This is a genomic window from Micromonospora sp. U56 (genome assembly GCF_018070095.1).
Classification (GTDB): domain Bacteria; phylum Actinomycetota; class Actinomycetes; order Mycobacteriales; family Micromonosporaceae; genus Micromonospora; species Micromonospora purpureochromogenes.
This window is the reverse complement of the sequence record NZ_JAGPYL010000130.1, coordinates 1-17,736: the sequence shown is the minus strand read 5'-3', so window position 1 is coordinate 17,736 and position 17,736 is coordinate 1. Positions and strand designations below refer to the sequence as shown.

At 67.8% G+C, this 17,736-nt stretch carries 18 protein-coding genes and 3 pseudogenes; 11 read left to right on the top strand and 10 right to left on the bottom strand.

Going from position 1 to position 17,736, the window contains the following annotated elements; translation table 11 throughout:
• Positions 1–122: 122 nt before the first annotated feature.
• Positions 123–836, top strand: a pseudogene (locus KBX37_RS28915) (IS256 family transposase); the annotation flags it as partial.
• A gap of 91 nt (positions 837–927) precedes the next feature.
• Here the strand turns inward: KBX37_RS28915 and KBX37_RS28910 are convergent.
• Together KBX37_RS28910 and KBX37_RS28905 are read right to left on the bottom strand one after the other, a co-directional pair.
• Positions 928–1,359 (bottom strand): hypothetical protein, encoded by a 432-nt coding sequence (locus tag KBX37_RS28910; RefSeq protein ID WP_210779053.1) that lies wholly within the window; start codon positions 1,357–1,359, stop codon positions 928–930.
• 93 nt (positions 1,360–1,452) lie between these two features.
• Positions 1,453–1,644, bottom strand: coding sequence for a hypothetical protein (locus tag KBX37_RS28905; protein ID WP_210779052.1), 192 nt, complete (start codon positions 1,642–1,644; stop codon positions 1,453–1,455).
• Between KBX37_RS28905 and KBX37_RS36125 the strand changes: the two are divergent.
• Positions 1,641–1,794, top strand: a pseudogene (locus KBX37_RS36125) (site-specific integrase); the annotation flags it as partial. The gene KBX37_RS28905 and the pseudogene KBX37_RS36125 sit on opposite strands and share 4 nt — an antisense overlap.
• Before the next feature lie 1,078 nt (positions 1,795–2,872).
• Here the strand turns inward: KBX37_RS36125 and KBX37_RS35325 are convergent.
• The 3 genes from KBX37_RS35325 to KBX37_RS28895 all read right to left on the bottom strand — a co-directional run bounded on the left by KBX37_RS35325 (position 2,873) and on the right by KBX37_RS28895 (position 4,021).
• Positions 2,873–2,998 carry a hypothetical protein gene (locus KBX37_RS35325; RefSeq protein ID WP_256440381.1) on the bottom strand — a complete coding sequence of 42 codons (126 nt, stop codon included), beginning with the start codon at positions 2,996–2,998 and terminating at the stop codon, positions 2,873–2,875.
• A gap of 188 nt (positions 2,999–3,186) precedes the next feature.
• Positions 3,187–3,639, bottom strand: a complete 453-nt coding sequence (locus KBX37_RS28900; protein WP_210779051.1) for a DUF6069 family protein — start codon at positions 3,637–3,639, stop codon at positions 3,187–3,189.
• 1 nt (position 3,640) lies between these two features.
• Entirely contained in the window at positions 3,641–4,021 is a 381-nt protein-coding gene (locus KBX37_RS28895; RefSeq protein ID WP_247659207.1) for a hypothetical protein, read from the bottom strand.
• Positions 4,022–4,539: 518 nt separating this feature from the next.
• Between KBX37_RS28895 and ileS the strand changes: the two genes are divergently transcribed.
• On the top strand, positions 4,540–7,662 hold the full coding sequence (ileS, locus tag KBX37_RS28890) for an isoleucine--tRNA ligase (protein WP_210779050.1): 3,123 nt from the start codon (positions 4,540–4,542) through the stop codon (positions 7,660–7,662).
• A gap of 45 nt (positions 7,663–7,707) precedes the next feature.
• Here ileS and KBX37_RS28885 read toward each other — a convergent pair whose 3' ends face one another.
• The gene (locus KBX37_RS28885) at positions 7,708–8,040 is read right to left on the bottom strand and encodes a hypothetical protein (protein ID WP_210779049.1); all 333 of its coding nucleotides are present in this window, start codon (positions 8,038–8,040) and stop codon (positions 7,708–7,710) included.
• A 90-nt stretch (positions 8,041–8,130) separates the two neighbouring features.
• Between KBX37_RS28885 and KBX37_RS28880 the strand changes: the two are divergent.
• Positions 8,131–8,445: pseudogene (locus KBX37_RS28880) on the top strand (transposase); the annotation flags it as partial.
• Positions 8,446–8,655: 210 nt separating this feature from the next.
• On the opposite strand, the gene KBX37_RS28875 reads toward KBX37_RS28880, so the two are convergent.
• The 3 genes from KBX37_RS28875 to KBX37_RS28865 all read right to left on the bottom strand — a co-directional run bounded on the left by KBX37_RS28875 (position 8,656) and on the right by KBX37_RS28865 (position 10,382).
• Complete coding sequence (locus KBX37_RS28875; protein WP_210779047.1) at positions 8,656–9,024, bottom strand: MmcQ/YjbR family DNA-binding protein; 369 nt, start codon at positions 9,022–9,024, stop codon at positions 8,656–8,658.
• A gap of 122 nt (positions 9,025–9,146) precedes the next feature.
• The gene (locus KBX37_RS28870; RefSeq protein WP_210779046.1) at positions 9,147–9,797 is read right to left on the bottom strand and encodes a nitroreductase family protein; all 651 of its coding nucleotides are present in this window, start codon (positions 9,795–9,797) and stop codon (positions 9,147–9,149) included.
• Between the two features lie 42 nt (positions 9,798–9,839).
• On the bottom strand, positions 9,840–10,382 hold the full coding sequence (locus KBX37_RS28865; protein WP_210779045.1) for a carboxymuconolactone decarboxylase family protein: 543 nt from the start codon (positions 10,380–10,382) through the stop codon (positions 9,840–9,842).
• Between the two features lie 262 nt (positions 10,383–10,644).
• Between KBX37_RS28865 and KBX37_RS28860 the strand changes: the two genes are divergently transcribed.
• The 4 genes from KBX37_RS28860 to KBX37_RS28850 all read left to right on the top strand — a co-directional run bounded on the left by KBX37_RS28860 (position 10,645) and on the right by KBX37_RS28850 (position 12,542).
• The gene (locus KBX37_RS28860; protein ID WP_210779044.1) at positions 10,645–11,289 is read left to right on the top strand and encodes a TetR/AcrR family transcriptional regulator; all 645 of its coding nucleotides are present in this window, start codon (positions 10,645–10,647) and stop codon (positions 11,287–11,289) included.
• Between the two features lie 189 nt (positions 11,290–11,478).
• Positions 11,479–11,742, top strand: a complete 264-nt coding sequence (locus KBX37_RS28855; protein WP_210779043.1) for a hypothetical protein — start codon at positions 11,479–11,481, stop codon at positions 11,740–11,742.
• A gap of 24 nt (positions 11,743–11,766) precedes the next feature.
• On the top strand, positions 11,767–11,901 hold the full coding sequence (locus KBX37_RS35320) for a hypothetical protein (RefSeq protein ID WP_256440380.1): 135 nt from the start codon (positions 11,767–11,769) through the stop codon (positions 11,899–11,901).
• Between the two features lie 203 nt (positions 11,902–12,104).
• Positions 12,105–12,542, top strand: coding sequence for a hypothetical protein (locus tag KBX37_RS28850; RefSeq protein WP_210779042.1), 438 nt, complete (start codon positions 12,105–12,107; stop codon positions 12,540–12,542).
• Between the two features lie 103 nt (positions 12,543–12,645).
• On the opposite strand, the gene KBX37_RS28845 is transcribed toward KBX37_RS28850, so the two are convergent.
• Positions 12,646–13,494 (bottom strand): carbon-nitrogen hydrolase family protein, encoded by an 849-nt coding sequence (locus KBX37_RS28845; RefSeq protein ID WP_210779041.1) that lies wholly within the window; start codon positions 13,492–13,494, stop codon positions 12,646–12,648.
• A 334-nt stretch (positions 13,495–13,828) separates the two neighbouring features.
• Between KBX37_RS28845 and KBX37_RS28840 the strand changes: the two genes are divergently transcribed.
• From KBX37_RS28840 to KBX37_RS28830, 3 genes are all read left to right on the top strand, one after another.
• The gene (locus tag KBX37_RS28840) at positions 13,829–14,734 is read left to right on the top strand and encodes an NAD(P)-dependent oxidoreductase (RefSeq protein WP_210779040.1); all 906 of its coding nucleotides are present in this window, start codon (positions 13,829–13,831) and stop codon (positions 14,732–14,734) included.
• Between the two features lie 9 nt (positions 14,735–14,743).
• Entirely contained in the window at positions 14,744–15,604 is an 861-nt protein-coding gene (locus KBX37_RS28835; protein WP_074318720.1) for an RNA polymerase sigma-70 factor, read from the top strand.
• Between the two features lie 209 nt (positions 15,605–15,813).
• The gene (locus KBX37_RS28830) at positions 15,814–17,100 is read left to right on the top strand and encodes a low temperature requirement protein A (protein ID WP_247659206.1); all 1,287 of its coding nucleotides are present in this window, start codon (positions 15,814–15,816) and stop codon (positions 17,098–17,100) included.
• Positions 17,101–17,736 lie beyond the last annotated feature (636 nt).

The window sequence follows — 17,736 nt, the reverse complement described above, 5'->3', positions numbered from 1 at the left end:
TCGATCAACAGACCCGACAGATGCGGCAGCAACCGCTCCACAAGCGAACACGCTGGTTATGATCAACGAAAGCGCCGAGCGGGCGACGGAACCGTCCACATCACAAGATCGGCGACAGAGCCAAGGTGCGTGACGGGCAGGTCGCGAACCGGCCGGTCTATGCCGCTATCGGGGTCACCCTCGACGGGGAGAAAGACGTCCTCGGCCTCTGGGCCGGCTCGGGTGGTGAGGGCGCCAAGTTCTGGATGAGTGTCCTGACCGACCTGCGTAACCGCGGTGTCAAGGACGTGTTCTTCGTGGTCTGCGACGGGCTCAAGGGTCTGCCCGAGGTAGTCGCGAACGTGTGGCCGCAGACCATCGTGCAGACCTGCATCATCCATCTGATCCGTAACACGTTCCGGCTGGCTTCGAAACGGGACTGGCCGGCGCTGCAACGCGACATCAAACCGATCTACACCGCCGTCAACGCCAACGCAGCCCGGGCTGCGTTCGACCATCTCGCCGAGACCTGGGGAACCCGCTACGGCGCGATCATCAGGCTCTGGGACAACGCCTGGGCGGAGTTCATCCCGTTCCTCGACTATGACCTGGAGATCCGCCGGGTGCTCTGCAGCACCAACGCGATCGAGTCGCTGAACGCCCGTTACCGGCGGGCGATCAAGGCCCGCGGTCACTTCCCCTCAGAGCAAGCCGCGTTGAAGTGCCTCTACCTGGTGACCAGATCACTGGACCCGACCGGGCAAGGGCGGGCACGATGGGCGATGCGGTGGAAGCCAGCCCTGAACGCGTTCTCGATCACCTTCGGCGACCGGTTCCCGGCCGCCGAAACCTACTAACCGAAGACGCCGGAAACACCTTTAGCGAGACAGACCCCGTCCCGAGGCTAAGCGATGCTTGCGAGCGGAAAGCTCAGGAACATCGGGCTGGTCACCGCCACCGGGTTCCGGTGGCGCGTACGTAGTTCCGCCACACGTACCGCCACGGGAGAACGGCGAGGATGACGACAACCAGGGAGCAACTGACCACGGTCTCGGTCGTGGCCGCGTCGAGGTCACCGGTGATGGCTTGGGGGAGGGCGACCAGTGCGAGCCAGAAGAGCTTCCAGAGCGACTCGAAGAGCAGCACGGGAAGCAGCTTGACCGGGTAGCGCAGGCCGAGGAACGCCAAGAGGGACATGGCGGTCAACATGCAGAGCGTCACGCCCTCGTAGAGCGGCAGGGTGGCGACGTCGGGCAGGAGCGGCCACTTCACCAGGGCGAGTCCGACACCCATCAGGAGGTAGCCGGCGCGCATCAGGTGCAGGCGGGTCAGCGACAGATCGGGATGGATAGCGGGTGCGGCGGCAGTGATGGTAGCCATGGGATTCACTCCTGGTCGAGGCGGGATGGTGGCGGTCGCGCCGGAGTACGTGATCGGGGCGTGGGTCAGCCCCGTCGCGTGGACCCGGGCTGTCTATTGGTGTTGCTGTTCCTGGGAATCGGGGTCGCGCGCGGCGTCGATGGACGTGAGGGAGATGAGGGTTACGCCGAGGTCGCGAACCTTGGTGAGCAGGCCGTGCAGCTCGGCCTGGTCCCTCACGGCAGCGCGAATTGTGGTGGTGCCGTCGTCCTCGCGGGTGAGGGCGAGGCCGCCGAACCAGGTCACCGGTGGTCGACCTGGACGTCCATCCCCGGATCGCGATGGCGATCCTGAGACATGCGGGCTTTTCGATCACGATGGAGATCTAGAGCCAGGTCTCGTCCAAGGCTACCCGCCAAGCCCTGCGGGAAGTCGGCCGAGAGCCTGGATCAATGAGCCGTTGCTGTACTTCGCTGCTGTACAAGATCAGAAAAGGCCACCTGGAAGATTCCAGATGGCCTCTGACCTGCGTCGGGACGGCCGGATTCGAACCGACGACCCCTTGTTACCCACAGTAACCGAACCAAAGTTGTCATTGCTTGCCGTAAATGGTCACTGAGCTGCAGAGACACCGCCAGGCACTCATCGCCCCTTGTCACCCTTCGTCAACGATTGGCCGGGGTTTTCGGGGGGTAAACGGGGGTCCCTCACAGAACCCCGCCAGGTCTGACCGCCCCCGCTACATCTGCCACCGGTCCTGCACGCCTCACAGCATGCGTACTGACTGAACCTGTGGCAGCCTTTCCTCGGTCAGCACAACCGTCACCGGAACCTCACGCGACGGTGGCCTCTCGATGCTGTCCCGCAACGACCGGTGCACAGGGCACTCGCACGACGGATGCAGCGGATCCGGACACCCGGCAAGAGCAGCGTTCAACCGTTGAACCCCATCAACGGCGACCGGCCACGACCAGTCCATGTCCCACGGCTCCTCCCAGGGCTCATGGAAACAATCATGATCGAAGTGCACGAGAAGGCCGGCCCCACACTGAGGACAGGCGGACAGGCTGCTCCAGCGGTAGTTGACCTGGTGCCCGGGAGTACCGTGCGGCACGCCCCAACAGCCGATACGAACAACGGTGCGCTGGTCCGCCCGACAGGCGACGCAGATGCTCATGGCTAACCCTCCTCCGCCGTCCGGCGGCATCCACCGTAGAGCTCAACGCAATCACGGACGCCGCCAACCCAACGGCGCACAGCGCGTTTCAAGGGAGGCAAGACATCGGCGCGACCACCACCGACACGGGTACCAGTACAGGGTGGTCGCCACGATGCCAGCCCCGCCTCGATCATGTACATCCAGTACAACTTCGGGGCGACCTCGACCCCGAATCCATGATCGCCGTCGATGTTCTGCCAGCAATTCGACAGGCTCGGTCGATCGGCGGTAGACCCGATCCAACCGCTCGCGCTACCGCCTGGGCTTCAGGAAGATGAAGATCGCGATCAGCGCGCCAGCGAGGGCGCCCAGAATTCAACCGCCGAGGGTGAACAGGATGTCGCGGGTAGCGGGGAAGATCAGGAGGATGACGAGGCCGACCAGGAGCCCACGCAGCGGTGAGGGCTTCTTCTTCTCGCCTTCGCTCTCTGCTTCACTCATTTCGGCGGCTCCGTTGTAGGGCGCCGGTCCTCGTCGCGCACCCGCGAGTAGTGGTATCCCATGATCCAAAGCCTTTCGTCGATGTTCGGTCGTTCACGAGTCGTCGTCGGGTCAGTTCTGTCGCTGGCAGCGCGGGTAGCGACGCCGGCGGGAGGTACGTGCGGTGAGCGTGTCCGGTCGAACGCGGGTCAGCGGGCGGCGGCGCCGGCCGGCTGGCTGAGCATCGGCAGCAGCGCCGCGGCCACCACGACGTGCAGCACGCAGAGCATGACCCGGGTGTCCGTGGTGGCGTGCTCGAGGAAAACCGGGATGAAGGAGGCCAGCAGGACCGCGCCGGCGAGTACGCTCCAGATCACCCGGGCGTGCCGGGAGGACCGCTCGATCAGCGCGAGAGAACCCCAGCCGAGCAGCGCGAAGACCAGGCTGAAGACCCCGATCTCCGGCAGGATCAGCGGGTGCGACCGGGTCGCCCCCGGGTCGGTGAGGGTGAAGTCCGTGCCGGCCGTACGGGCGACCAGGTAGAGCAGGCTGTTCGCGGCCACCGCGACGCCCACGCCCAGGGCACGTTGGCGGCGACGCCGGGTGGTGGCGCTGACGGTGCCGATGGTCCGGGCAGTGGTCGGGCTGGTCATGGCGGTCATGTCAGGACTCCTCGGATTCGGTGCCGGTGGTGGGATTGACGGTGGGGTGCAGGGCGAGCACCACCCGGTGCTCGCGGCCGCCGGGGGCGTTCTCGTCGTGGTATTTGCCGACCAGCGCGGTGACCGCGGCGGCCAACTCCTCGGCGAACGCGGCCCGGTCGCTCGCCGAGGCGAACCGGACGGCGCCGTCGAGGGTGAAGGTCGCCACCCGCCTCTTCGCCCGGTCGGCGCCGGTGATCAACGTGCCGACGTCCTGCGCGAGGCGGGCGGCGACCGCGAGCAGCCACCGCGCGGAGAGCCGGTCCGGCGACGGCGAGGGGTTGGGTCGCACCGCGGCCAGGGCCGCGGGCGAGATCACATAGGACGCCGCGGTGGCGCGCATGACCCGCTCGGTGACGTTGCCCTTGCGACGCTCCTCGACCAGCTCGATCAGGCCGTGCTGCTCGAGCGCCCGGAGGTGGTAGTTGACCTTCTGCTGCGGGCAGGCCGACCCGGGCGGCGAGCATCGTCGCCGAGGCCGGCTCTGCGAGCTCGGCCAGCAGCCGGGCGCGCATCGGGTCCAGCGACGCCTCGGCCGCCGCAGGGTCCTCGATCACAAGGGTCAGGGCTTCCGCAACGCCGTGGTCGTGATCAGATGGGCTGGGATAGGATGCGTGCGGAAGGCGCAGATGGGGACGAGTACCGCCGCACGCAGCCAGAAGCGATCCGGGGATGGTGGAAGCCCGGGGGTGTGCGTGGCGGGAAGATCACCCCGGAGCCGTCGGAAGAAAGGCCGCCAGGCCGAGTAGACCTGACCACAGGAGAGCGAGAGGGCCTTGACCGGCCAAGGAGGGTGGTACCGCGGGGCCTACGGCCTCGTCCCTCCGGCGGAGCTTCACCACACGCGCCGACGGAGGAACGATGTACCGCAGCGTACCGACCCAGGTCGATCTGCCCGAACTCGACCATGAGGTCCTGCACTTCTGGCACGCCAACAGCATCTTCGCGCGCAGCCTCGAGCAGTCCGAGGGTCGCCCCGAGTGGGTGTTCTACGAAGGGCCGCCGACCGCCAACGGCATGCCTGGCGCCCACCACATCGAGGCCCGGGTCTTCAAGGACGTCTTCCCGCGCTACAAGACCATGAAGGGGTTCCACGTCGCCCGCAAGGCCGGCTGGGACTGCCACGGTCTCCCCGTGGAGCTGGCCGTCGAGCGCGAGCTCGGCTTCTCCGGCAAGCAGGACATCGAGAAGTTCGGCATCGCGGAGTTCAACGCCCGGTGCCGCGAGTCGGTCACCCGGCACACCGACGCGTTCGCCGAGCTCACCGAGCGCATGGGCTACTGGGTGGACACGGACGAGGCCTACCGGACCATGGACCCGGAGTACATCGAGTCCGTCTGGTGGTCGTTGAAACAGATCTTCGACAAGGGCCTGCTGGTCGAGGACTTCCGGGTCGCGCCGTGGTGCCCGCGGGACGAGACCGGCCTGTCGGACCACGAGGTCGCCCAGGGCTACGAGACGGTCGTCGACCCGTCGGTCTTCGTCCGCTTCCCGCTCACCTCTGGCCCACTGGCCGACCGGGCCGCGCTGCTGGTCTGGACCACCACCCCGTGGACCCTGCCGTCGAACGTCGCGGTCGCGGTGCACCCCGACGTGCGGTACGTGGTGGCCAGCGACGGCAACGAGCAGCTCGTGGTGGCCGAGCCGCTGCTGGCGTACGCGCTCGGCGACGGGTGGGAGCTGACCGGCGAGTCGTTCAAGGGCCAGGAGCTCGAGCGGTGGACCTACCGGGCGCCGTTCGACCTGGTCGAGGTCCCCGACGCGCACATCGTGATCCTCGCGTCGTACGTCACCACGGACAGCGGCACCGGGCTGGTCCACCAGGCGCCCGCCTTCGGCGCGGACGACCTGGCCAACAGCCGGGCGTACGGCCTGCCGATGGTGAACCCGGTGCAGTCCAACGGCCGGTTCTTCCCGGAGGTACCGCTGGTCGGCGGGCTGTTCTTCAAGGAGGCCGACCGGCCGCTGATCGAGGACCTGCAGATCCGGGGCCTGCTCTTCCGTAACCAGCCGTACGAGCACGCCTACCCGCACTGCTGGCGCTGCCACACCGCGCTGATCTACTACGCCCAGCCGTCCTGGTACGTGCGGACCACCGCCGTCCGGGACGCGCTGCTGCAGGAGAACGAGCGCACTACCTGGCACCCCGCCACGGTCAAGTACGGCCGCTACGGCGACTGGCTCAACAACAACGTCGACTGGGCGCTGTCGCGCCGCCGCTACTGGGGCACCCCCCTGCCCATCTGGCGCTGCCCGAACGAGCACCTGACCTGCGTCGGCTCGCTCGCGGAGCTGGGCGAGCTTACCGGGTCCGACCTGAGCAACCTCGATCCGCACCGGCCGTTCATCGACGACGTCACCTTCGGTTGCCACTGCGGGGAGACCGCCCGCCGGGTGCCCGACGTCATCGACGCCTGGTACGACTCGGGCTCCATGCCGTTCGCGCAGTTCGGCTACCCGCACCGCAACGCCGAGCTCTTCGCCGAGCGCTACCCGGCCCAGTTCATCTCCGAGGCCATCGACCAGACGCGCGGCTGGTTCTACACCCTGATGGCCATCGGCACGCTGGTCTTCGACCGGTCGGCGTACGAGAACGTGGTCTGCCTCGGCCACATCCTGGCCGAGGACGGCCGGAAGATGTCCAAGCACCTGGGCAACATCCTGGAGCCGATCCCGCTGATGGACCAGCACGGCGCGGACGCGGTGCGCTGGTTCATGGCCGCCGTCGGCTCGCCCTGGTCGGCGCGGCGGGTCGGGCACACGGCGCTCCAGGAGGTGGTCCGCAAGATCCTGCTGACCTATTGGAACACGGCCGCCTTCCAGTCCCTCTACGGCCGCACCGCCGGCTGGACCCCGTCGGCCGCCGACCCGGCGCCCGCCGACCGGCCGGTGCTGGACCGGTGGGTGCTCTCCGAGCTGAACACGCTGGTCCAGCAGGTCGACGCGGCGATGGCGGCGTTCGACACGCACCAGGCGGGACGGTTGCTCGCCACCTTCATCGACGATCTGTCGAACTGGTACGTCCGGCGCAGCCGGCGGCGCTTCTGGCGGGGCGACCGGGCGGCGCTCGCCACCCTGCACGAGGCACTCAGCACCGTCACCCTGCTGCTGGCGCCGCTCACCCCGTTCGTCACCGAGCGGGTCTGGCAGGACATGGTCGTGCCGGTCGCCCCGACGCTGCCGGAGTCGGTGCACCTGGCCGCGTACCCGGAGGTCGACGAGTCGCTGATCGACCCGGCCCTGTCCCGGCAGATGGCGCTCGCCCGCCGGCTGGTCGAACTGGGCCGCGCCGCCCGGGCCGACTCCGGGATGAAGGTCCGTCAGCCACTGTCCCGGGCGTTGGCCTCCGCCAACGGGTTCGAGGAGCTGTCGCCGGAGCTGCTGGCCGAGATCGCCGCCGAGCTGAACGTCGGCTCGGTCGAGCCGGTGGGCGGCGCGGGCGGTTCGCTGGTGGACACCACCGCCAAGGCCAACTTCCGTACCCTCGGCAAGCGGTTCGGCAAGGGGGTGCAGCAGGTAGCCAAGGCGATCACGGCCGCAGACGCCGCCGCGCTGCGGGAGTCGCTGCGGGACACCGGCTCGGCCACGGTTCTCCTCGGCGACGAGTCGGTGACGCTCGGCCCGGACGAGGTGGTCGTGGTGGAGACGCCGCGGGAGGGCTGGGCGGTGGCCAGCGACGCAAGCGCGACCCTGGCCCTGGACCTGCACCTGACCCCGGAGCTGCGCCGGGCCGGGGTGGCCCGGGACGCGATCCGGCAGATCCAGGAGGCGCGCAAGAGCAGCGGCCTGGAGGTGACCGACCGGATCGAGCTGCGGTACCGGACGGACCGGGAGGAGACCGCGCTCGCCCTCGCCGAGCACCGCGACCTGGTGGCCGAGGAGGTGATGGCGACCGACTGCGCCGACGGTGAACCGTCCTGGCCGGACGCCCAGCCGTTCACCGACGAGTCGCTCGGCCTGACCCTCTGGCTCCGCAGGGCCTGACTCTCCGCCGCCCCGGGCCACCACCTCCCGGGGCGGTAACCCGGGTCAGCCCGCCGCCCGGACCCGCGCCGCAACCGCCCGCGCCGATCGCTGATGGGCGGCTGCCTCGTCGTCCCGACCGAGTGCGGCGGCGAGGTCGGCCAGGTACCGGGCCACCGGGCCGAGGCTGAGCACCCCGCTGCCCGCCCCGGCCAGCTCGCCGGCCGCGGGCAGCAGCTCGGCGTACGCGTACTCCATGGCGGTCTGGTCACCGACGGCGAGCGCGGCGCGGGCGATGAGGCAGGCACGGGCCTCCCGGAGCAGGTCGTGCGGTGACTCCGGGAGAGCGCGCAGCGCGGCGACCGCCTCGTCGCGGTGGCCGGCGGCAGCCAGGGCCAACGGGCGGACCCACGGCGCGTGGGGCCCCCAGTCCAGTTCGTCGCAGACCTCCGCCGGGGCAGTCGGCGGCGCGTCGGCGAGCCGCAGCGACAGCTGGCTGGCTTCGCCGGCCTAGCCCCCGCTCCCTGGGATTCTGGGCGCATTCATGGCAACCTGCACCGCCCCAGGCGCTACCACCGCGGCCTACAGCGAGTCTTCTACTACTCGGCGCAGATCAGCATCGCCACCTGTCCGGAGTCACGGCGGTTCTATGACCGCAAGAGGGCCGAGGACAAGCGCCACATCCGGGCCGTTCTCGCGCTCGCACGACGTCGCGTCATGAGTTGGGCGAAGTCCCAAGATCAGCATAGGTTTCTGGCTTGTCGAAGGTCAGGAACCGAAGATCGGAACACGGCGTGCGTTTGACCAGGGTATTTCATCGGCAGGTGGGGTTCGATCGGGCGGTCGTCGAGGACGTGTGCCTCGATGAGGACGCCGACGGTGAGGTCCTCGTCGTTGCGGCCAGGCCACGTAAGGGCGCCATGCGCCGGTGGGGCGCTGCTCGGATGAGGGGCAACAGCGCTCTGTGCGCGGTCGGCGTCAGCGTGATCAGTCGGCGGAGGGCGGGACGCGGAACTAAGCGGGATCGACGGGACGGCTCTGCTTCGGCAGGCCGGCGACGACGACGAGGTACGACTCGGTCACGAGATTGTCGACAAGCGCGGGCTCGACGTCCGCACCCGCCCGCACCGTGATCCAGTGCTTCTTGTTCATGTGGTAGCCGGGCGAGATGCTCGCGTGAGCTGCGCGGAGCGCCTCCGCGTCGGATGGATCCGCTTTCAGGATCACGACGGGCTCGCCGGGCATGGACGTCTGCAGCATGAACACCTTGCCGCCGACTTTCCATACCTCCCAGTCGCCGGTGACCTGGTGTGTGTGCTCGGAGCCGGGAAGCTCGGCGGCGCGGGCCGCGGCTCGATCCTGCACTGCCTTATCAATCTGCATCTTGACCTCCTCGAAGTCCTTAGGGGGTCGATTGCCGGGCGTCCGTCGAGGAGGTGCGGACGCCGGGCAACCGAGTCGAAGTAAGCGGGGCCGGCACCGCGGTCCGATGGCCGCCCCGTCCGTCACATGTGCGTGAAGATCTTCTCCGCGTCGAACCGCGAGACCGGCTGGCGGGAGACCCGAGCCTCGTCGGGGTAGCCGAGCGCCAGAAGCAGCGTGGTCGTGTAGTCGGTGTCGGTCAGGTCGAAGGCCGCGTCCACGGTCGTGCGGTCGAAGCCCTCGAACGGCGTTGCGTCCACCCCGAGGGATGCCGCGGCCATCATCGTGGCGCCGACGACGAGGTAGGTGTTCTTCTCAAGCCAGTGGAGCACGTCCCCGCCATAGTTCTCCGTCTGGATCTCCACGAAGTTGGAGGCGCCCGCCTCCCATCCCTTCTGGATCTCCGGGTCGGCGAAGCGCCCGTCGGCGCGCTCCTTCTCGAAGATCTCCTGCAGGTGCGTGTCGGGGATGTCCTTGCGCGTTGTGAAGACGATGGCGTGCGACGCGTTGCGCACCTTCTCCGCGTTGTCCGCGAAGCGGCCGACCAGTGCGTCCGCGAGCTTGTCCTTGCCATCCTGCGTCTCCAGCACGTGGAAACGGTTCGGCTGGATGTTGATCGTCGTCGGCGAGGTGCGCAGGTAACGCAGCAGCTGCTGGAACGTCTCCTCCGGGATCCTCTTGCTCGGGTCGAAGTAGCGGGTGAGGTGCTTCGTGATCAGCTTGTCGAGATTCAACGTCGTGCTTTCTTTCGTTTGAACGGCGGGTGGAGAGGAAAGTCAGGCCGACTGGTGGTCGGCGCCGGGGACGTCGACGACGGTGTCGCTGACGTTGTTGAGGTAGTTCGTGAGCAGGGTGACGACCACGATCGTGACGATCGCCTGGATCTCCGGGTCGATATACCCGACCTCGCGGATCGCTGCGAGGTCCTCGTCGCTGACCTGGCCACGCGTCTCGATCACGTGCTGCGCGAACTTCGCGACGGCGGCGCGCTTCGGGTCGCTGGACGTGCCCGTGCGGGCGAGCTCAATCTCCTCCGCCGACATACCGCCGAGGTTCGACGAGATGAAACCGTGGAGTGCCTGGCAGTAGTGGCAGCCGTTCGACTGAGAGACCGCGAGGGCGATCGTGTGGCGCGTCTTCGCGTCCAGGAGCTTCGCGATGCTGCCCTGCAGGCCCATCACGATCTCGAGCACGGTCGGGTTCGCGGCGAGCGTGGTGAACATGCTGGGCGCGAAGCCGAACTGCTTCGCGATGGCGTCGAGGGTGCCCTGCGTCTTCGCGTCGATGTCGGCGGGCGCGGGAGCGGTCAGGCGAGACATCGTGGTGAACCTCCGTGTGACGTTACTGGACGATTTCGTCCACTCGCTTGAGTGAACACCATCGAAAATGGGTTGTCAAGCCCAGTCTGTGTTATGTTGATGACATGCAGGTGAACAGCGGGGATGTCGGCGGGCGCGGGAGCGGTCAGGCGAGACATGGTGATGAACCTCCGCGTGAGGTTGCTGGACGATTTCGTCCACTCGCTGGAGTGAACACCATCGAAAATGGGTTGCCAAGCCCAGTTCGTGTTATGTTGACGACATGCAGGTGAACAACGGGGCGGATGCAGCCCAGAAGCTCACTCCCAAGGGCCAGGCCACGCGCGAGCGAATACTGGAGCACGCGGCCGCGTTGATCTACGGCAAAGGGGTCCACGCAACCAACAACGAGCTCGTCCGCCGCGCTGCAGGCGTGAGTGGATCGCAGCTGAGTCACTACTTCCCCACCAAGGAGAGCCTCGTCCTGGCGGTCATCGACTGGCAGGCCGACAGCGTCCTCGGCTTCCATCGCAGCGAACGGTTTGCCAGCTTCGACACCGTCGAAGCGTTCCAGGACTGGACGGACTTCTACGTCCTCTCGGGGCGTCCGTTCGAGGCCGGCTGCAGCCTCGGCTCGCTCGCGAGCGAGATCGTCAAGACCGATCTCGACGTGCACGACCGGCTCGCGGAGGTGTTCGCGCAGTGGCGCGAGATCTTCCGCGTCGGGCTCGATCGCATGCGGCAACTCGGCCGCATCGACGCGTCCGCCGACCCCGCGCGGCTCGCCGACATGTTCCTCGCGGCGTATCAAGGCGGCATGCTCCTCGCTCAGGTCGCCCGGGACATCGGCCCCCTGCAGGACGCGCTCTCTGCGGCGGTTGACCATCTGCGGACGTTCGTGACGTCTGACGACCAGCACATGGGCTGACGCGGCGCATCCGAGCCTCGGGTGTCGGAGCGCGGAAGAAGGTCTGGCGAGCTGGTAAGACGACCACGTCGGGCGACGCGAAAGGGCGTCCGCTCTGTTAGCAGAAACGGACGGCTCGCCGACATCCAGCCTCACGAATTCATGGGCTCGATGGCGTGATGGCTGATTGCCGGCCCTGACGTGAAGGAGGTGCCGTCCTACCTGGAATGGTCTGGATTGCCTAGATCGAGAATCTTCCAGAAGGGCGGCACCTGCCAGGTGAAGCGTACGACATCGACCAGGTTGCGTATGAAGGCTGCGCGTGCCAAACGATTGCGGCGTAAGCGACGCATCGAACAACGCGCCAACGCCTGGGCCCGCGGACTGACGCTGACCACCGGGGCGTCCGGGCTGATCGGTGCGGTCGGCGCCCCGTTGCTGCGGCTGCTGGCCGAACAGTCCGGGCTGCGCTAAGCCAGCCCGGCCACCCTGCGCCGAGTGCTACTCAACGCGCCAGCCCGCCTCGTGCGCCGCGCCCGTAAACGGCTGATCCGCCTCGACGACACCCACCCGCACCAGACCGACCTCATCCTCGCCTGGAACAAGATCCACGCCCTGGTCACCCCGCCGTAACGGCAATCCCACCCGCCCCGACCAGACGAGAGGCCCCGCCCACCCGGCCCGCGAAGGGGATACCAGGGCCGAACCCGGCCACCAGCCGGGCCGTCACCACGCCCGAACACCGAAACCACCACGAACCAAGCGGCAACCACCGATATCTCACCGGCACTCCAAGATCGTGAAAGATCTGGGCCGTCGAGGACCTGTGGTCAACGATGAAGTCCAGCCCGGGCAACATCGCCGTCGACAGCGTGGACCATCTCGCCGCGATCATCCGCAACCGACTCAAGCGTATCCAGTACCGACCCGACCTGATCCCCGGCTTCCTCGCCCAGACCGGACTCAGCCTGGAACCGGAACCACCGTCACCGAAACAGACCCCAGACTTTCAACCGCTGCACCAGGGCACCCGCCCAACCACCCGGCACAAGAATCCACCCGGCAAGGACCTGACCGACAAGCAGAAGAGGTACTGTTCAGCGATCGACGCATCAGCATCTGCGAGGTGGCTGATGCCGGCGACCACGACAACCCCTGGAAGGTTCGGGTCGTTCACACCGACGCCGACGAGCCAGCTGTTGTCCTCGGTATGGACGACCTCGCGGGCTGGCTCCGTCACCCGTGAGTACGGTCCGCCGGATGACCGCCCCTAATTAGTAAGGAAAGCGGTCATCGGAGAACGGGAACTCGACCTGGCGGAATAACTCGTGCGGCACCCAGCGAGCATGCCTCTCTCAAGATCCCGGCACGGCGCGATCAGGGGCTGGTGCGGTCGGTGCTGCGTGGATCGCTGACCCGGCGGTCGGCGTAGATGTGACCAGCACGTGCGATGTCTCGCCACGGCCGAGCCTTGTTCAGCGCGATGTCGAGCACGGGATCGGTGCGGTCCAGGTCGACGCAGATCACGTCGGGCCCATCCGAGCGGGCGTGCCTCAACACGTGGCCATGCGGGCCGAGAACCGCCGATGGCGTGGCCGGCGCACACTGGGCGGGCACGGCAATGCTGACCCAGAACCCGTTCACTGCGGCATGGCCGCGGGCGATGACCTCGAAGACCGGGTCCTCGGAGAAGGTGGAGAACAGGACGCAATCCACGCCCAGGACCCGCTGCTGCATCCACAGCTCGGGAAAGTTCACCTCGATACAGATCAGGCACCCAAAGCGGAAGCCGTCCACCTCAAAGGTGCAGGCGTGGTCCCCGGGTGTGTAGAAGCCGGTGATCTCAGCGTGGGACAGGAACCGCTTGTCATACCGGTCGACCAGCTCACCACACTCATCGATCACCCACAGCGAGTTGTGCGGCCAGTGATCGCCGGACAGCCGGTGGTTGCCTCCGGCCACGACCCAGACGCCGAGTTCCGCGGCGAGTGCCATCGTGCGGTGCAGCTGCTCGGTGACCGGCGCCCAGTCGATACGCCATCCGGCGTAATGTGGCTTCGCCGCGCCGGCGTACCCGGACAGCGCGCCCTCGCCGAGGTGGACGAGCCGCGCGCCCTGGTCAGCGGCGTGGTGCATCGCGGCGCGGATCGCCGTGCCATTCGCACGCGGGTCCGTGGTGACCTCGGTCTGCGCCACGGCAATCCGGATCTTCTCAGCGGTGCTCATCCGCGGCACCGTAACGGATGGACGAACCGCGCATCGACGGCTGAATCGCCGTCACGGTCCGTGCAGGTCGCGCCATGATGTGTGCGCGGATCTGTCGATGACAGTGCACTCGATCATGCCGATGAGAGGTGCACCGACTGAGGCGTCGCCACAGCTTTCCCGTGGGCGTTTTCAAGCCTGCATCGCCAACTCGGCACCGAGACGACTATCGAGCTGCCACAAGATCCTCTCACTGTTGGAATTCAAGGCCCGGAGTGGAGGACTCGAGTGACCGGGGTCACGCCCGGGTATGTCACGGATCGGAAGGCCGCCTTGTCCCATGGCCATGACGGAGATGAAGAACCAGAGTGTGATCGTGGCCGGAGCCAGTGGTGTTTTCGGCCGGCACATCCGCGAGGCGCTGACCGGCGCCGGGCACACCGTGCTAGGCGTGGGCCGCGGCGAGGGCAACGAGATCCGCGCCGACCTGCTCGACCGCGACGGACTGCTGCGGGCGTTCGAGGGGATCAAGGCCGACGTCGTGGTGCACGCCGCGACCGCGTTGCGCAAGCCGCCGATGACGCACAAGGGCATGTTCGGCACCGACGACCTGCGGGTCACCGGGACCGCAAACCTGATCGAGGCGGCCAAACTTGCGGGCGTACGCCGCTTCATCGGCGAGAACGTCGCCGTCGGCTACGGCTACCGCGACTTCGGCGACCGCGTTCTGACCGAGGCCGACGAGTTCGGGGCGTCCGTGACGGACCCGAACATCAACCGGCACCTGGAGGGCATGCGGGAGAAGGAGCGCTTGCCCCGGGAGTCGGGGCTGGAGGCGATCTCACTGCGATTCGGCTTCTTCTACGGGCCGGGGGGCACCGAGACGATGGTGCACATGCTGCGGAAGCGACAACTGCCGGCGTTCAACGACCACGGTCACATCTCGCCGTGGACGCACCTGGCCGACGCGGCCGCCGCCGTCGTCGCGGCGATCGATCGCGGCCGGCCCGGTGAGGCGTACAACGTCGTCGATGACCACATGGGCTTCGGGGAGATGATCCGGGCGATCGCCGAGACCTTCGGCACACCCAAGCCGTTCACCGTGCCCACGTGGATGATGGCGGTCGCGCCCTACATGCACCTGATGCTCGGCGTCACCATGCGGGTCTCGAGCGACAAGGCCCGCCGCGAGCTCGGGTGGCAGCCCGCGTACGCGACGGTGCTGGACGGGCTGCGGGCGCAGGCGCTCGGTCACGTCTAGCCTGTTCCCATGATCGATAGCCAGGTCTTCGCTCAGCATCGGCGGCTGCTCTTCGACGTCGCGTACCGGATGACGGGGAGCGTCGCCGATGCCGAGGACATCCTGCAGGAGGCCTGGCTGCGGTGCCGCGACGTCGACGGCGGCCAGCTCGCGAACCCCCGGGCGTACCTGGTCAAGACCGTCACCAACCTCTCGCTCAACCAACTCACCTCGGCCCGCGCCCGCCGCGAGACGTATGTCGGGCCGTGGCTGCCCGAGCCGGTGCTCACCGCGCCCGACGCGGGCCAGGAGGCCGAGATGGCCGAGTCGATCTCGATGGCGATGCTCGTCGTCCTGGAGACGCTCACCCCCGCCGAACGCGCGATCTTCCTGCTCCACGACGTTTTCGGCTACAACCACGCCGAGGTCGCATCCATTCTGGACAGGTCCGAGGTCGCGGTGCGGCAGACCGCAGTCCGGGCGCGGGCGCACGTCGCGGCCCGCCGGCCTCGCTTCGACGTCGACCAAGGCGTACGCCGAGAAGCAGTGGACCGGTTCCGCAAGGCCTGTGCCGGAGGCGACCTGAACGCGATGATGGAACTCCTGGCGCCCGAGGTGATCTGCTGGTCGGACGGCGGTGGCAAGGTGACCGCGGCCCGCCGGCCGCTGGAAGGCGCCGACAACGTCGCCCGCTGGCTGCTCGGGGTCTTCGCCAAGCCGGAGACGCAGAACACACGGCTCGTGATCACCGAGATCAACGGCGGGCCGGGCATCCTCGGCCTGGCCGACGGGCAACCGGCCGGGGCGATCTGCCTCGACTTCGACGGCGAGCGGATCACCGGCGTACGCATGCAGGGCAACCCGGACAAGCTCCGAGGCCTCACCCGCTGATCCCACCTCCCCCGTCGATCATGAACCTAAGATGATCCTCAACGGAACAGTTCCGGATCACCGTGCCATTCAGCCAGCCACATCAACCAGTACGCCGACAGGCGGTAAGTTGAACAGCCAGCGACCTGGCAGCCGTCAGCCGCACTCCGGCCACGCCTCGTCATGCCCCGCTGGCCCATGAGTTAGCAGGGCCTGCCGAACCTCAGCCAATGCCATCGCGGCACATCCACGTCGGCGAAGGCCGCGTCGTGGTACGACTGCGTCAAGGGCAGGCAGAAACGGCAGAAGCGGGCGAGCCGATGACGGGTGGTGCAGCGGGGCTGCGGCGGAGACCCGAGGATCCACAGCGAGCGACGTTCCTGGAACTGTTCTTCGACCTGGTGTTCGTCCTCGCGCTCTTCCGGGTCTCGCAGGGGCTACTGGAGCATCTGACCTGGACCGGCGCCTTCCAGACGCTGGTGTTGCTGCTCGCCCTGTGGTGGGTCTGGGTCCATACCGCGGGGGCAGCCGACATACTCGACCCGCGACGAGCGCCGATACAGCTGCTGGTCATCGCGACGATGTTCGGCACTCTGTTGCTGGCCGCCGCCGCCCCGGAGGCGTTCCACGAGCGAGGCCTGTTCTTCGCAGGTGCATACGTCGCCATTCAGGTCGGCCGCAGTGTGTTCATCGTGGCCGTCGTGCGTGACGACGAGGTACGCCCCTTCTACCTGCGGCTGCTCTTCTGGTTCGGCGTATCTGCCGTGCCGTGGATCGCGGGAGCCGCCGCGCACGATACGGCGCGTGCCGTGCTATGGACGCTCGCGCTGGCCGTGGAGTACACGGCGATCGCACTGCGCTACCCCACACCGTGGTTTGGCCGGGCCCGTGCAGCGGAGTTCGCGATCTCCGGCGAGCACCTGGGAGAGCGCTACCGGCAGTTCTTCATCATCGCGCTCGGCGAGTTGATCCTGGCGACGGGGCTGGCCTTCGGCAACGGCGGTTTCGAGGCCGAGCGGAGCGCTGCGGTCGTAGTGGCGTTCGCCACCATCGTGCTGCTGTGGCGGATCTACATCTACCGTGCCGGTGAACTGTATGACATGGCCCTGGCAGCCGCCCCCGACCCACTCCGCGTGGGCATCCCGGCGGCGTACTCCCACCTCGCCATGATCGCCGGCATCGTGGCGATCGCCGTCGGCGACGAGCTTGTCATCGTGCACCCGTTCGGACACACACAGCCGGCCTGGATCGCCGTGATCCTCGGCGGGCCCGCACTGTTCCTCGCCGGACGTGCCCTCTTCGAGTATGCGGTGTTCCGCCGTGTGTCCTGGGATCGGCCGATCGGGGTCCTCGTGCTCGCCGTCATCTCCCCAGTGATGATCCTGGTGCCGCCGCTAGGCGTCGCCACCGCCGCCGTCGTCGTCCTGGTAGGAGTCGCCGTAGCTGACGCGATGCGCGCACGACGACACCCACGCGAACTGCCGTCACGACCCGGCTCGGCGGCGATCGAGCCCTGAACCGCGCCATCCACGCCATCGCGCTGACCCGCATACGAAGTTGCCCTCAAACCCGGGCCTACGTCCAGCGACGCACCGCGGAGGGAAAGACACCACGAGAGGTCAAGCACGTCCTACGGCCAGCCCGCTGATCTACCGGCCGATGAGCACAGCGCCTACCCGTTGCGAGCGGCACACGTGCGGCAGAATCAGAGGGGATGCAGGTTGTCAGCCTGCGCACGCGGATCGAGCACCGTCTTAGGAATTCTCGGCGTCGCTGAGTGGGCGGTCGATCTGCCTGCGGCCGGCGCAGGCCCGCGGCGTCATGGCGCGTTGGGGCCTGACCGTGGTTGACCCTCGTCAGCGCTGGAATCGGGCACGCAACGGGCACGCTCCGCCCCAAGGGCAGTACGCCCCCACGCAGGGCTGTGGCACGGCTCGTTCCACTGACCATCCTCGCGACATGCTCGGCAACCTTTCACTACTCCTTGTCATAGAGTCTTTCCAGTGCGTTGCGAGGTGGGTTACGGTGGGACTGCCCCGGGTTTGGTTGACTCGCGGGGCTGAGTGGTTCAGGCCGCGTGTGCGGGCCTGTTGATTGTCTCAAACTCGATCGGGGTGAGCTTGCCGAGGCGTCGTTGCCGTCGGCGGCGGTGG

Excerpts from the sequence above, each read along its gene's own strand:
- KBX37_RS28860 (WP_210779044.1), top strand. The coding sequence starts at position 10,645 with ATGCAGGTGAACAACGGGGCGGATGCAGCCCAGAAGCTCACTCCCAAG.
- KBX37_RS28900 (WP_210779051.1), bottom strand. The coding sequence starts at position 3,639 with ATGACCGCCATGACCAGCCCGACCACTGCCCGGACCATCGGCACCGTC.
- KBX37_RS28895 (WP_247659207.1), bottom strand. The coding sequence starts at position 4,021 with ATGCGCGCCACCGCGGCGTCCTATGTGATCTCGCCCGCGGCCCTGGCC.
- KBX37_RS28865 (WP_210779045.1), bottom strand. The coding sequence starts at position 10,382 with ATGTCTCGCCTGACCGCTCCCGCGCCCGCCGACATCGACGCGAAGACG.
- KBX37_RS28835 (WP_074318720.1), top strand. The coding sequence starts at position 14,744 with ATGATCGATAGCCAGGTCTTCGCTCAGCATCGGCGGCTGCTCTTCGAC.
- KBX37_RS28850 (WP_210779042.1), top strand. The coding sequence starts at position 12,105 with ATGAAGTCCAGCCCGGGCAACATCGCCGTCGACAGCGTGGACCATCTC.
- KBX37_RS28830 (WP_247659206.1), top strand. The coding sequence starts at position 15,814 with ATGCCATCGCGGCACATCCACGTCGGCGAAGGCCGCGTCGTGGTACGA.
- KBX37_RS28875 (WP_210779047.1), bottom strand. The coding sequence starts at position 9,024 with ATGCAGATTGATAAGGCAGTGCAGGATCGAGCCGCGGCCCGCGCCGCC.
- KBX37_RS35325 (WP_256440381.1), bottom strand. The coding sequence starts at position 2,998 with ATGAGTGAAGCAGAGAGCGAAGGCGAGAAGAAGAAGCCCTCACCGCTG.
- KBX37_RS28910 (WP_210779053.1), bottom strand. The coding sequence starts at position 1,359 with ATGGCTACCATCACTGCCGCCGCACCCGCTATCCATCCCGATCTGTCG.
- KBX37_RS28840 (WP_210779040.1), top strand. The coding sequence starts at position 13,829 with ATGAAGAACCAGAGTGTGATCGTGGCCGGAGCCAGTGGTGTTTTCGGC.
- KBX37_RS28845 (WP_210779041.1), bottom strand. The coding sequence starts at position 13,494 with ATGAGCACCGCTGAGAAGATCCGGATTGCCGTGGCGCAGACCGAGGTC.
- ileS (WP_210779050.1), top strand. The coding sequence starts at position 4,540 with ATGTACCGCAGCGTACCGACCCAGGTCGATCTGCCCGAACTCGACCAT.